We start from the raw sequence: 14,560 nt of genomic DNA, 5'->3' as shown, positions 1-14,560 counted from the left end.
GCCCGACGGTGTGTTGAGCCAGTGGTGGGTGCCTTGGAAGGGGTAGGTGGGGAGGTCGGGGTGGATGGGTGGTGTGGTGGGGCGGAGGGTGATGCCGTGTGTCCATGCGGTGGTGAGGGCGTGTGTGAAGTCGTGGGTGTCGCCGTGGTCGCGGTGGAGTGTGGCGAGGACGGCGGGTTCTTCTGTGGGGTTGTCGAGGGTTTGGAGTGTTTCCTGGGTCGGGAGGGTGAGGACGGGGTGGGGGCTGACTTCGATGTAGGCGGTGATGCCTGCTTGGGCGAGTGCGTGGGTGGCGGCTTGGTAGTCGACGGTGTGGCGGAGGTTTTGGTACCAGTAGTCGGCGTCGAGTTCGGTGCCGTCGACGGGGCCGCCGGTCAGGGAGGAGTAGAAGGGGAGTTGGCCGGTGTGTGGTGTGACGGGTGCGAGTGCTTCGAGGAGTTGGTCTTTGATCGCTTCGACGTGGGAGGAGTGGGAGGCGTAGTCGACGGGGACGCGTCGGAAGCGTGTCTGGTGCTCTTCGCACCAGGTGGCGAGTTGGTCGAGTGCGTGTGCGGGGCCGGAGAGGACGGTGCTGGCGGGGCTGTTGACTGCCGCGATCTCCAGTCCGAGGTCGGTGGCGATGGTTTCGGCTTCGTCGCGTGGCAGTGCCAGGGAGGTCATGCCGCCGTTGCCGGCTATGTGGGCGATGAGTTGTGATCGCAGGGCGACTACGCGTGCGCCGTCGGAGAGGGTGAGTGCGCCGGAGACGGTGGCGGCTGCGATTTCGCCTTGTGAGTGTCCGATGACTGCGGCGGGGTGGATTCCTGCGGCGTGCCATTGTGCGGCGAGGGAGACCATGACGGCCCAGAGTGCGGGCTGGACGACGTCGACGCGGTCGAAGCCGGGTTGTCCTGGTTGGCCGCGTAGTACGGCGAGCAGGTCCCAGTCGACGAAGGGTTGGAGTGCCTGGTGGCATTCTTGGAGGCGTTGTGCGAAGGGGCCGTTGTCGTCGAGGAGTTTGACGGCCATGGTGGGCCATTGGGCGCCCTGGCCGGGGAAGACGAGTGCGGGGTTGCCGAGTGGGCGGCCGGTGCCGCGCGTTACGCCGGGCTCGGTGGCCGTACCGGTCGCGGTGTCCGTACCGGGATCGGTGTCCGTACCGGTGTCCGGGTCGGTGTCGGCGAGTGTGCGCAGGCGTGTCACGAGTTCGGTGCGGTTGTTTGCGGTGACGGCGGCGCGGTGTTCGAACATGGTTCGTGTGCCGGCGAGCATGTGTGCCGCGGTGTCGGTCGGCAGGTCCGGGTAGCGTTCCAGGAAGTCCGCCATCTGTCCGGCCTGGGCTCGCAGTGCGCCCTCACCGCGCCCTGACAGCAGCATCGGGACCATCGTGTCGGGTGTTTGGGGAGCGGCCGTGGGGACGTGTTCGGCGGGTGCTTCCTCCAGGATCAGGTGCGCGTTCGTACCACTGATCCCGAACGACGAGACGCCGGCGCGGCGCGGTGTGCCGGTGCGCGGCCAGGGCTCATTCTCCGTCAGCAGTCGGGCTTGGCCTGTGTCCCAGTCGACGTGGGGTGAGGGTGCGTCGATGTGGAGGGTGCGTGGCAGGGTGTCGTGGCTCATGGCCATGACCATTTTGATGACGCCGGCGACGCCTGCGGCGGCCTGGGTGTGGCCGATGTTGGACTTCACCGAGCCGAGCAGGAGGGGATTTCCGGCCGGTCGGTTCTGACCGTAGGTGGCGAGGAGGGCCTGGGCTTCGATGGGGTCGCCGAGGGTGGTGCCGGTGCCGTGTGCTTCGACGGCGCTGATGTCGGCGGGGGTGAGGTCGGCCTGGGCCAGGGCGGTGCGGATGACTCGTTGTTGTGCGGGGCCGTTGGGGGCGGTGAGGCCGTTGGAGGCGCCGTCCTGGTTCACGGCGGAGCCTCGTACCACGGCGAGTACCGGGTGTCCCAGCCGTTGTGCGTCCGAGAGTCGTTCCAGCAGGACCAGGCCGACGCCCTCGGCGAAGCCGGTGCCGTTCGCCCCGGCGGCGAACGCCCGACACCTACCATCGGCGGACAAGGCGCGCTGCCGGCTGAAGGCGGTGAACGTACCGGGCGTCGCTATGACGGTGGCGCCGCCCGCGAGGGCGAGGGAACACTCGCCCTGCCGCAGCGACTGCGCCGCCAGATGGATCGCCACCAGCGACGACGAACACGCCGTGTCCACCGTGATCGCCGGCCCCAACAGACCCAGCGTGTAGGAGATGCGGCCGGAAGCGACGCTGACGGCCGAACCGTTGCCGAGGTAGCCCTCCAGGTTCTCGGGGGCACGCTCGTGGAGGCCGGGGCCGTAGCCCCCGTGCATCACACCGGCGAAGACACCTGTCCGGCTACCCTTCAGTGAGACCGGGTCGATGCCCGCGCGCTCGAACGTCTCCCAGGCCGTCTCCAGCAGCAGTCGCTGCTGCGGATCCATCGCCAGTGCCTCACGTGGCGATATACCGAAGAACGCCTCGTCGAACCGCCCGGCATCATCAAGGAACGCACCCTGCCGGGCGGACGACTTTCCACCGCCGCGGCTTTCGTCGTCCAGGAGCCGGTCCAGGTCCCAGCCCCGGTCGTCGGGGAGCGGGCCGACCGCGTCGGTTCCCGCCATGAGCAGGTCCCACAGGTCCTTGGGCGTCCGGGTGCCGCCGGGCAGACGGCAACCCATCGCCACGATGGCGATGGGCTCGTCCGGCTGCCCCGTCACAGCCGTTCCCTCCGCGTCCTCGGTGTCCTCCGCGCCCGCAGCGCCGAGGCCGCCCTGTGCCAGGTCGTCGAGGTATCGCGCGAGGGCCTGCGGGGTCGGGTAGTCGTAGGCCACAGCGGCCGAGAGACGGTGGCCGGAGGCGGCGGACAGCCGGTCGCGGAGGGTCACGGCGGACAGGGAGGTGAAGCCGAGTTCGTGCAGGGGCCGATCGGCGGTCACATCCTCGGAGGGCAGACCGAGGACGTCCGCGACCACGGAGCGCACCAGGCCGAGCAGCCCGTGCTGTGCCGTCAGGAGGACGGCGCCGGCGGACACCGGGGGCACGGCGGACGTTGTTCCGGTCGGGCCTTCGGCGGCCAGGTCGGGGCGGACGTTCACCGACGGATTGACGACGAGCAGCGTTCCGGGCAGCTCGGCCAGCCGCCGACGGGCGGTCTTCCCCGTCGATGTACGCGGGATGCCGTCGATGATGTGGAACTCGTCGGGCACCTTGAAGTAGGAGAGTTCCCGGCGGCAGGCCTCCAGAAGCTCGCGGGCGTCGATGCCCCCGGGGCCTTCCGGTCCCGGCACCAGGTAGGCGACGGGCACCTCGCCCAGTACGGCGTGGGGCTTGCCCGCCACCGCCGCCTCGGCCACGCCGGCCACCCCGGCCAGAACGTGCTCCACCTCTGCGGGGTGGATGTTCTCGCCGCCGCGGACGATGAGTTCCTTGACCCGGCCGGTGATGGTGAGCAGGCCGGCCGGGTCCTGTCGACCGAGGTCACCGGTGCGGTACCAGCCGTCCACGAGCACGGCCCGGGTCGCTTCCGGGTCGTTGTGGTAGCCGGTCATGGTGGCCGGACTGTGCACCCAGATCTCGCCCTCCTGCCCGGCGGCCACCTCCTCGCCGGTCCGCGGGTCCGTCAGACGCAGCGTCAGGCCGGGCAGCGGGGTGCCGCAGGTGCCCAGGACGCGTGTCCCGGTGGGCGCCTGAGTGGTGATGGCGCCTCCGGTCTCGCTGCTGCCGTAGCTGTCCAGGAGGCGGATGCCGAAGGTGTCCTCGAAGGCTTCGTGCAGCGCGGGCGGGCAGGCCGAGCCGGCCGCCATGCACACCCGCAGCTCCGGCAGTTCGAGCCCGGGCTCGCGCGCGAGGTCCACCATGCGGTGGTAGGTGGTGGGGGAGCCGACGAGGAAGGAGGCCTGTTCGCTGCGGACGGTCTCCATGATCTCGTCCGGGGCCGAGCCCTCCATGATGTGGGCGAAGGCGCCGACGGCCAGCGTGGCGAGTACGCCGATGTTGTGCGAGGCGGCGTGGTACAGCGGCATCGGCCACACGAGGCGGTCGGTCGCGGACAGACCGAGGATCGGCTCGGTGCACGCGGCCGTGGCCCACAGGGACTTGCGCTGGGTCGTGACCACGCCTTTGGGGCGTCCGGTGGTGCCGGAGGTGTACAGGATCCAGGCGGTCTCGTCCAGGTCCAGGTCGTCCCGCGCGTCGGCGGGCGGCGAGGTGACGGCGAGGTGCTCGAAGTCGGTGGCACCCGCGATGGGCTCGCCGGCACCGACGACGATCAGGCCGCAGTCCAGGCCGTTGCTCCGAAGGGTCCGTACCACCTGGGGTATCTGTGCCGCGCCGCTGATCACCGTGCGGGCGCCGCTGTCGACCAGGTGGTGGGCCAGCTCGGTGTCGGAGGACCGCGGGTCGACCGGCACACCGACGGCTCCCGCACGCGTGACGGCGAGATAACTCTCCACCATCTCGACGCGGTTGCCCATGCGCAGCAGGACGCGGTCGCCGCGGCCGACCCCGAGTGCGGCGAGGTGCCCGGCCAGGAACCGGGTGCGCCGCTCCAGAGCGCCGTAGGTGACGGAACGCCGAGAGTCCTGGAAAGCCCGCTCGTCCGCTCGCTGCAAGGCGTGGTCCGTGAGGATCTGGTGCAGCGGGCGGACAAGTGCGACAGAGGGCTCTTCAGTCACAGCTCGACTTCCAATCACATGGACAATGGACGGACTCTGACAATCCGGGCCGCCATCCTCCAGGCACCGCCGGCACATGGAGCGGCAGAGATCTTCCCCGACCTTTGGCAAGCAGTATGTCGAGGGGCGCGCTAGGTCTTTTTCTAAACCCGGCAGGGTTGATGTCCTCGACGCCATCTGTCCGGCTCTCGCTCATCCGGAACGCATGGTGGGCGATCCAGTCGCCGATGCGGTCCGCAGCGCCGTCTCCCGGATCAACATCGGGATCAACAGCCGGATCACGGCCGACGGGCCGGCCGCAGGCAGTCTGACTGGACGGCGCGAAAGCGATGGCTGTGAGGTCAACAGTCCTTGTCGGTCTCGGCCTTGGCCTCGGTCTCTGCGCCGGTGGCGGTGCCGATGCAGGTGGCTGAGTCGAATGTGGCAGAGGAACGGGTAGGCGTGCGGAGGGGGTTGTTCACCGCGCTCGCCATGCCGGTCGGCTGAGAGCACCCGGGCGGAGTCCGCGGAGACGGCTGCTCATGCGCACGGTCACGGACCACCGCACCAGGGCCTCGCGCAGGGCGCGCAGGGTCTCGTCACCGCAGGCCCGGCTCTGCCGGCCGACGGCGCCGACCGTGGCACCGGCGTATCACGGTGCCCTGACCTGCCTTGCCCGCTCTCGTCCTGGACGTACGCCGCGTGCGGCGGATGCGGCGGCCGCTCGCACCGGTGACGGACCGGTCTGCGTGGCTTGGCGCGCGGCCTCCCGGAAGTCGGGCCGGTCGGGTCAGGGCGTCCACCGACGTGCGGTACGCCGCGTTCCGTCCGCTGCCGCAAACGCCGCTCGACAGCGTGATCCGCGCAGCAGTGCCTGCCGGTTTCGGTTCCGCTCGGCGGACCGGCTCACCGGCCCGGCCTGCCGCGGCCGAAGATCTTGGTCATGGTGCCCGACCGGTACAGGGTGACCTGGGTGATGGCCTGCAGCAGGAGCCACGACACCGCGTACAGGACGCCGTCCAGCGCGGGCACGGTGTCGATGGGCAGGGTGTAGGCCATCACCAGCCTCAGCAGCGCGTCACAGAACAGTCCCACGCTCCACAGCACTGTCAGCCCGCGCCACACTCCTCTGAAGGACGCATCCGTTTCCCACAGGCGCTCCAACAGCGTCGCCCGGCCCGGCAGCAGAGAGCGCAACGCCTGGTAGGTGAAAGGGCGAGCGGTGAACAGAGTGATCAGCAGCCACAGTCCGGCCAGCGCGGTGAACAGGCCGTTGCGTGCGAGGGCGAGGCGCGGGTCCGCGGTCAGCAGTGAGCCCAGTGCGCTCACCAGCAGCAGCGCGATGGTGAACACTCCGAGGGCGTCCAGCCTGCGATGACGTATCGCGGAGTGGAGCGTGTGCAGGGCGGGTGCCGAGCCGCCCAGCAGCAGCGCCGTGATCTCTCCCACGCCGACCGCGCGGAGCGCGTAGTAGATCCCGACGGGCAACACGATGTCGCAGACCACGGTGACGACGAAACCCCATGAGGAGGACGGGCTTTCGGTCGCGGTGGGGGGAGTGGTCGCGGGTTCGGAGCTGGGTGTGGGGGAAGCCATGACACTCCTAGGCGTGGCCGGCGGGCCCTGGCCCGGCCGGTGTCGGGTCCTACGCGGGCTGGGTGCAGCGGACGAAGGCGTTCGACACCTCGCGGGCGCACCGATCCAGGTCCATCGCCACGACCCGCAGATGCTGGCACACGATGCCGTCGATGGCTCCGCGGATGACCAGGGCCATGGTGAAACAGTCGAAACTGCCGAACTCGCCGGCTCTGCGGCCCTGTTCGAGCAGGGTGACCAGCTGTTCGACGGACATGATGCTGCGCTCGACGTCGTCCATGCCGGTGATGTGCCGGTCGCGGATCATCCCGACGATCTCGGTCAGCGCCCGGGCGTACAGCGGATAGCGGGCGATGAAGTCGAAGTTCGACCTGATGTACGCGGTGAGTTTGCCGCGGTAGGTATTCTCGTCCTCCATGCACGCGGCTGCCAAATTGTCGGCCTTCACGACGACCGTGTGAGCCACTTCGGCGAAGAGCTCAGGCTTTCCGGAGAAGTGATAGGAGATCATTCCGGTACTGCTGAGTTTCGCCTGCTGGGAGATTCTGTTGAACGATGTCTTCGCGTAACCGGTTTCGGCGAGCGTTTCGATAGCCGCCTGAACTATCTGGGCTCGTCGTGCGTTCTGCGTGAATGTGCGGGTGTTCACCCTGTCTTTGTTGGCCGTCATGGTGTCAGATTAACCAGATCATGATCAAGATTTTCCTAGCGTTTGAGAATTCCGTGACCGGGCCTCGCCGTACGGCACCCGGTCAGCGCACCACGGTCCGCCGCGCCGTGGCGGCGACGGTGTCCATGAGTGTCATCGCCGCGACCGACTCCGCGACCGACTCCGCGTCGTTGCCGCCGCCTCTGCGCAGGGCTCCGGCGAACTCCGCCAGCAGAAGCATCAGTTGGTCGGCGGCCGGCAGGGCGAGCCGCTCCTCGCGGTCCTGTTCCTCCAGCACCAGCAGCGGCTGATGGGCGGGCGGCGGGGTGAACGCCCGCGTCGCGGTCAGCCGCGCCCGGTCGCCCCACAGCGTGTACGTGGAGGCGTAGGCGTGCTCGAAGCCGAACGCCACCTCGGCCAGCACTCCGGACGGCGAAACCAGCAGTACCTGCCCGGACAGGTCGAGCCCGTCCGAGGCCCGGGTGCGCAGCGTCGCCCCCGCCACCTCAAGGCCCGGTCCGAGCAGCAGCGAGGCGGCACGCAGCGGATACACACCGACGTCGAGCAGTGCGCCGCCACCCAGACCCACGTCGTAGCGGATGTCGTCCTCCGGCAGCGGAGGGATGCAGAACGCCGCCTGCAGGGAGGCCAGTTGTCCCAGCCGGCCACTCTCGACCAGCTCGCGCACCCGCGCATGCTGCGGATGGTGGAGGAACATGAAGTTCTCCCGCAGCACCAGGCTCCGCTCCGCGGCCAGCGCGTACAGGGCACGCGCCTCGGCGGCGTTCACCCCGATCGGTTTCTCCACCAGCACGTGCTTGCCCGCACGCAACGCCCGCTCGGCCCACCGGTGGTGCAGGGCCGTCGGCGTCGACACGTACACAGCGTCCACGTCCGGCCGTTCGAGCAGCGCCTCGGCGTCCTCCTCGGCAGCGCACCCGAACTGCTCCGCGAACCGGACCGCCTTCTTCGCCGTACGCCCGGCGACGGCCACCAGGTCCCATTCCGGCATGCGCGCCACCGTGGGCAGCACCCGCCGCCGGGCGATCGACGACGTACCCAGCGCTCCCAGGCGCAGCGGCCGCGCTCCCGCCGCCGTCACAGCGACCTCAGCGCGGTGACCAGTGTCCGTGCCTGCACATTCAGGTGGTGGCTGTAGCGCAGCAGTTCGTCCACCTGCCGCGGGGACACCCACTGGAACTCGTCCGACACCACGGGCACCTCGTCCTCGACCTCGATGATCACGTAGTGGCTCAGGGCGTTCAGGAAACGCCCACCCTCCTCCGACAGCAGCACGTCGTACACGGCTCCGGCGCGCCGCGCGCGCACCTCTTCCAGATAGGGCGGCCAGGACGCGGGTGGGAGATGGGCGTAGTTCTCGGCCGTGCACTGCACCGTCGGGCCCAGCTCGACCACCGACAGGAACCCGGCCTCCGCGCGTGCCCGCAGCAGAACGTGCGGCACGCCGTTCACCCGCCGCACGAACAACGCCGCCAGGCCCGTTCCGTGCGGCTCCAGCAGCGGCTGGGACCACGCCGCCACCTCGCGGCGGCCGGAGGACACGTCCACCGCCACGACACTGAAGTGATGCCCGCGCACATGGGACACGGCGTTGGGGTCGCGGCGCCAGCCGCTGGTGTCCGCCAGCCCGATCGGGGTGACGCTGACCTCGTGCTCGGCCCGCCGACGCGTGATCCAACTGCGGATCTCGGTGTCCGTGTGCAGCGATCCGGCCGCCCCGATGACGTCGGTCCGCCAGTCCGGCAGACACGACAGCACCGTACGGGCGTCCATGTTGATGACGTTGTCCTGGCGCAGCAGCGCATTCACCTGCCGGAGAGTCAACCAGGCGAAATCCTCGCCCGCCTCGACCTCCGGACCGACCCGCACGATCATGTTCCGGTTCCGCTTGTGCAGAAACCACGAGCCCTGCTCCGACTGGAGAACGTCGGCCACCACCGACCCCGGCGCGGGACGACGGAAACAGTCCAGATACTTCACGGCCGAACCGCCGTGCACCCTCAGATAGTTGCTTTTCGTCGCCTGCACCGTCGGCGACAGCTGCATCCCGTTGATGTTGCCCGGCTCCGACTTCGCCTGCATCAGCAGATGGGGAATTCCGTCGAATTCGCGCAGTGCGATGCCGAGGATCCCGATTTCGGGCTGATCGATGATCGGCTGCTCCCAGGCGGGCACCGGCCCGAAGTCCGAGCGGACCCGCAGCCCGTGCACCGAGAAGAAACGACCGCTCGCATGCCGCAGGTCACCGGTCCGCTGCTCGAACCGCCAGCCTTCCAGCTCCGCGAACGGCACCCGTTCGACCCGCTGCGGCTGCGTACGTCGCCGTTCCTCCAGCCACGCCGCGAGTTCCACGTCGCTCATCACACCGTCCGCGACGGCCGCCGCGGACGCTGCCAGCGCCGCGAGAGTGGCGGACTTCTGGCCACGCGACGGCGAAGGCGCGGTTGTCGGACTCATCGGTCTGCCCTTCTCTCGATCCAGGAGCGTGGCCACGCGCCTTTCGGCTGCGGGATGCCACCATCCGCATCCGCACCCGGAGGACACGGGAGCCGAACGCGGCCCTCCAGACTGCACGTTCGGATTCGAGGATTCGCCTAGAGTGCGCCCCCTTGCGGGTCGCCGGTCCACTGGCTATGACCCGCCCCGGGCCCCCGGGCGGCCACGGTCAGAACCCTCCCGGCCACCGTCCCCGCCCAGCCCAGGGCGTGCCTAGAGATTCCCCTAGAGCGTTTCCCCGGACTGCCGGACGCCCCCTGGCCGCGTGCGAATGTGTGAGCCACCCCCGCCCCTCGCCCCTGGTGTTTGGAGTGCCATCGATGAACGAGCCGGTGCCCACCGACGTACGGAACACCGTTTCGGGCCACGAGCCCGTGGCTGTCGTCGGCCTCGCGTGCCGGTTGCCCGGAGCCGACGGGCCGGCCGCGTACTGGGCCCTGCTCACCGAGGGCCGCAGCGCTGTCACCGACATGCCACAGGACCGGCGCGAGGGTGTGCCCGCCGACGGCTGGCCCACTCCGCACGGCGGCACCGCACCCCTGCGCGGGGGATACGTCTCGGCCCCCGCCGACTTCGACGCCGCGTTCTTCGGCATCTCGCCCCGTGAGGCCGACGCGATGGATCCGCAGGCCCGCCTCGCCCTCGAACTGGGCTGGGAGGCGCTGGAGCACGCAGGGATCCCCGTCGCCGCCGTACCGCGTGCCACCGCCGTCCACCTCGGCGCCGATGTGTGCGACTACGCCGACGTCGTCCGCAACGCCGGACAGCAGCCCGGACACCACACCCTCACCGGCCTCAACCGCTCCCTGATCGCCAACCGGCTCTCGTACGCGCTCGGCGTCAGCGGTCCCAGCATGACCGTCGACAGCGCGCAGTCGTCCTCCCTCGTCGCCGTCCAGCTCGCCTGCGACAGCCTGCGCACCGGAGACTGCGAACTCGCTCTGGCCGGCGGCGTGCACCTCAACCTCAGCCCCGAAAGCTCCCTGGCCGCGGCCCAGTTCGGCGCGCTCTCCCCGGACGGCGCCTGCCACACCTTCGACGCCGCAGCCAACGGCTACGTCCGCGGCGAGGGCGGCGGCATCGTCGTCCTCAAGCTTCTGTCCCGTGCCCTCGCCGACGGCGACGACGTGTACGCCGTCATCCGCGGCGGCGCCCTCAACAACGACGGCACGGGCGCCGCCCTCACCACCCCGGACGCCGACGCCCAGGCCGCCGTTCTGCGCGCGGCCTGCTCCCGCGCCGGTGTCGACCCCGGAGACATCGGCTACGTCGAACTGCACGGCACCGGAACCCGCGTCGGCGACCCCGTCGAGGCCACCGCCCTCGGCGCCGTCCTCGGCACCGCCGAAGGCCGCCGCGCCCCGCTCGCCGTCGGTTCCGTGAAGACCAACATCGGTCACCTCGAAGGCGCGGCCGGAATCGCCGGACTCATCAAGACGGTCCTGTGCCTGGCGCACGGCCGGCTCGTGCCCAGCCTCAACCACCACGAGCCGAACCCCGCCATCGACCTCGACCGCCTCGGCCTGCGCGTCCAGCGCGAGACCGGCGTCTGGACCCCGGCCACCCCAGCAACCCCCCTGCTCGCGGGCGTCTCCTCCTTCGGCATGGGCGGCACCAACGCCCACCTCGTTCTCGAACAGGCGCCGCCCACCGAGACGGTGAACCCTGCGAACCCTGCGAGGACCACGAAAACCGCGAGGACCACGAAAACCGCGAGGACCACGAAAACCGCGAGGAACACGAAAACCGCGCAACAGCCCCGGACCACTCCCGTCACCATCCCCTGGCTGCTGTCCGCCCGTACCCCCGAGGCGCTGCGCGCCCAGGCCGACCGCCTCACCTCGCACGTCCGCGACACCGGCGCCGACCCCGTCGACACCGCGTGGTCCCTGTTCAGCACCCGCACACCTCTCACCCACCGCGCCCTCGCCGTCGGCGCGGACACCGACGCTCTGCTCGACGCCGTCGCCACCGCCGTCCCCGCGGGCCCCGTCGAGGGCGACGTGCAGCGGCCCGTTTTCGTCTTCCCCGGCCAGGGCAGCCAGTGGGCCGGCATGGCCGCCGGACTCCTCACCGACTCACCCGCCTTCGCGACCCGCCTCGCCGAGTGCGCGAACGCCCTCGCCCCGCACGTGGACTGGGACCTCGAAGCTGTCCTGCGTGGCGACGCCGACGCCCCGTCCCTGGACCGCTCCGACGTCGTCCAGCCCGCCCTGTGGGCCGTCATGGTGTCCCTGGCCGCCGCGTGGCGGGCCCACGGAGTGCACCCCGCGGCCGTCGTCGGCCACTCCCAGGGCGAGATCGCCGCCGCCTGCGTCGCCGGAGCGCTCAGCCTGGAGGACGCCGCGCGCGTCGTCGCCCTGCGCAGCCAGATCCTCGTTCCCCTCGAAGGCCGCAGCGGCATGGTCTCGCTCGGCCTCTCCGAGGAGGCCGCCCGAAGCTTCACCGCGCAGTGGGGCGACCGCGTCACCGTCGCCGCCCTCAACGGCCCCTCCTCCACGGTCGTCTCGGCCGACATCGACACCGTCGACGACATCCTCGCCACCGCCGCAGGGCACGACGTCCGCGCCGCCCGCGTCGGAATCGACTACGCCTCCCACTCCCCGCACGTCGAACCCGTCCGCGAGGAGATGCTCGAACTCCTCGCGGACGTCACCCCGCGCCGCCCCGAGATGCCCTTCTTCTCCACCGTCACCGGCGACTGGCTCGACGGCGCCGCCACCGACGCCCGGTACTGGTACGACAACCTCCGCAACCCCGTCCTCCTCGAACCCGCCGTACGCGCCCTGACACTCGCGGGCCACGGAGCCTTCGTCGAGGTCAGCCCGCACCCCGTGCTCACCGCACCGGTCCGGGCGACCGTCGAGGCAGCCGCCGGCCTCCGGCACGCCGTGGTCACCGGCACCCTGCGCCGCGGCGACGGCGGCGCCGCCCGCCTCCAGACCTCCGTGGGCGCCCTGTGGACCGCAGGCGCCGACGTCGACTGGAGCTCCGTCTTCACCGACCTCGCCCCTCGCCGCGTCACCCTGCCCACCTACGCCTTCCAGCGCCGCCGCCACTGGGTCACCGCCACCCCCGCGACCGCCCCTGCACGGGCCACGGACAACGCCGCGACCGCCCCCGCGAGGGCCATGGACACCACCGCCGAGCCGGCCCCGCCATCGGTCGTCGAGCCCGTCACCGCACTCGACTCCGCCGGGGCCCTGCGCCTGGTCCGGGAGAGCGCCGCGGTGGTCCTCGGCCACCCGGGCCCCGCCGCGGTGGATCCCCTTAGCTCCTTCAAGGATCTCGGTGTCGACTCCGTCACCGCCGTCGAGCTGCGCGACCGCCTCAACACCCTCACCGGTGTCCATCTGCCCGCGACCGTCGTCTACGAGTACCCGACGCCCGCCCGGCTCGCCGCACACCTGAGCACCCCCACGCCCGCCGACGCGGCGCCTCTCACCCGCCGCGCCGCCTCCGACGAACCGATCGCCATCGTGTCCATGGGCTGTCGCTTCCCCGGCGGCGTCCGCAACCCCGAGGACCTGTGGCGCCTGGTCCGGGACGAGACGGACGCCGTTTCCGCCTTCCCCGCAGACCGAGGCTGGGACCTCGACGCGCTCTACGACCCCGACCCCGACCGCACCGGCACCAGCTATGTCCGCGAGGGCGGGTTCCTGCACGACGCGGCCGAGTTCGACGCCGGGTTCTTCGGTATCTCGCCGCGTGAGGCGACCGCGATGGACCCGCAGCAACGCCTCCTCCTGGAGACCACCTGGGAGACCGTCGAACGCGCGGGCCTCGACCCCCGCGCCCTGCACGCGACCGACACCGGCGTCTTCGTCGGTGCCACCGCCCCCGAGTACGGCCCCCGCCTCCACGAGGCGACCGAGGCCGTCGAGGGCCACGTCCTCACCGGTACGACCGCCAGTGTCGCGTCCGGGCGCATTGCCTATGTCCTAGGCCTGGAGGGTCCGGCGGTCACCGTCGACACGGCCTGTTCCTCGTCCCTGGTCGCCCTGCACCTCGCGGCACGGTCACTGCGCGCAGGGGAGTGCTCCCTCGCCGTCGCCGCGGGCGCGACCGTGATGTCAGGCCCGGGGATGTTCGTCGAGTTCAGCCGGCAGCGCGGTCTGGCCGAGGACGGCCGCTGCAAGCCCTTCGCCGCCGGAGCCGACGGAACCGGTTGGGCCGAGGGTGTGGGTGTGCTGCTGCTGGAGCGGCTGTCGGACGCGCGGGCCAACGGCCACCAGGTGTTGGCGGTGGTGCGTGGTTCGGCGATCAACCAGGACGGTGCCTCCAACGGTCTCACCGCCCCCAACGGCCGCTCCCAGCAGCGGGTGATTCGGGCGGCGTTGGCTGATGCGGGGTTGTCGGCGGCGGATGTGGATGTGGTGGAGGCGCACGGTACGGGGACGAAGTTGGGTGACCCGATCGAGGCGCAGGCGTTGCTGGCGACGTATGGGCAGGAGCGGGCCGGGGACCGGCCGCTGTGGCTGGGGTCGGTGAAGTCCAACATCGGTCACACACAGGCCGCCGCCGGAGTCGGCGGTGTCATCAAGATGGTTCAGGCCATGCGACACGGCACCCTGCCCAAGTCCCTGCACGCCGAAGCTCCCTCCACGCTGGTCGACTGGTCGTCGGGTGCGGTGGAGTTGCTGGGACAGGCGCGGGACTGGGAGGAGAGCGACGGTCGGCCGCGTAGGGCGGGTGTCTCGTCGTTCGGTGTGAGCGGTACGAATGCTCACGTGATCCTCGAAGAGGCCGGTCAGGTCGCTGTGGAGGAACCGGCGCGGGCTGGTGCGGACGGGTCGGGCGCGGTGGTTCCGTGGCTGCTCTCCGCCCGTTCGGAGAAGGCCCTGCGGGCTCAGGCCGGGCGGTTGGCTGCCCACTTGGAGGGTGCGGACGCCGAGGCGGTGGACATAGCGCACTCCCTGCTGGTGGGTCGTGCGGCGTTGGAGGAGCGGGCCGTTGTGGTCGGCTCCGACCGCGAGAGCCTCGCTGCCTCGCTGCGTGCTCTGGCTGGGGGAACGGCTGGCACGGAGCTGGTCCGGGGTGGTGTGCGGCGTCCTGGTGATGTGGTGGATGCGGTGTTCGTGTTTCCGGGGCAGGGGTCGCAGTGGGTGGGGATGGCGGTGGGGTTGTTGGATTCCTCGCCGGTGTTCGCGG

General features: G+C 70.8%; 6 protein-coding genes. 1 reads left to right on the top strand and 5 read right to left on the bottom strand.

Annotation, left to right across the window (positions count from 1 at the left end; all coding sequences use genetic code 11):
• From AWZ10_RS36680 to AWZ10_RS36660, 5 genes are all read right to left on the bottom strand, one after another.
• Positions 1-4,668 (bottom strand): type I polyketide synthase (locus AWZ10_RS36680; protein ID WP_244172671.1); only part of this gene is annotated, 4,668 nt, incomplete at its 3' end.
• An 885-nt stretch (positions 4,669-5,553) separates the two neighbouring features.
• Positions 5,554-6,243: a VC0807 family protein gene (locus tag AWZ10_RS36675; protein ID WP_052769726.1), complete on the bottom strand. Its 690-nt coding sequence runs from the start codon at positions 6,241-6,243 to the stop codon at positions 5,554-5,556.
• Positions 6,244-6,292: 49 nt separating this feature from the next.
• The gene (locus AWZ10_RS36670) at positions 6,293-6,913 is read right to left on the bottom strand and encodes a TetR/AcrR family transcriptional regulator (RefSeq protein ID WP_046708199.1); all 621 of its coding nucleotides are present in this window, start codon (positions 6,911-6,913) and stop codon (positions 6,293-6,295) included.
• An 82-nt stretch (positions 6,914-6,995) separates the two neighbouring features.
• Complete coding sequence (locus AWZ10_RS36665) at positions 6,996-7,994, bottom strand: Gfo/Idh/MocA family protein (protein WP_046708200.1); 999 nt, start codon at positions 7,992-7,994, stop codon at positions 6,996-6,998.
• Positions 7,991-9,370 carry an NDP-hexose 2,3-dehydratase family protein gene (locus AWZ10_RS36660; RefSeq protein WP_046708201.1) on the bottom strand — a complete coding sequence of 460 codons (1,380 nt, stop codon included), beginning with the start codon at positions 9,368-9,370 and terminating at the stop codon, positions 7,991-7,993. Before AWZ10_RS36660 ends, AWZ10_RS36665 begins: the two co-directional genes overlap by 4 nt.
• 359 nt (positions 9,371-9,729) lie before the next feature.
• Between AWZ10_RS36660 and AWZ10_RS36655 the strand changes: the two genes are divergently transcribed.
• Positions 9,730-14,560 (top strand): type I polyketide synthase (locus tag AWZ10_RS36655; protein ID WP_159058491.1); only part of this gene is annotated, 4,831 nt, incomplete at its 3' end.

It is taken from the genome of Streptomyces europaeiscabiei, assembly GCF_001550375.1.
GTDB lineage: Bacteria > Actinomycetota > Actinomycetes > Streptomycetales > Streptomycetaceae > Streptomyces > Streptomyces europaeiscabiei.
The sequence above is the reverse complement of the archived record's forward strand: the minus strand, read 5'-3'. Positions and strand labels throughout refer to the sequence as shown.

Excerpts from the sequence above, each read along its gene's own strand:
- AWZ10_RS36675 (WP_052769726.1), bottom strand. The coding sequence starts at position 6,243 with ATGGCTTCCCCCACACCCAGCTCCGAACCCGCGACCACTCCCCCCACC.
- AWZ10_RS36670 (WP_046708199.1), bottom strand. The coding sequence starts at position 6,913 with ATGACGGCCAACAAAGACAGGGTGAACACCCGCACATTCACGCAGAAC.
- AWZ10_RS36660 (WP_046708201.1), bottom strand. The coding sequence starts at position 9,370 with ATGAGTCCGACAACCGCGCCTTCGCCGTCGCGTGGCCAGAAGTCCGCC.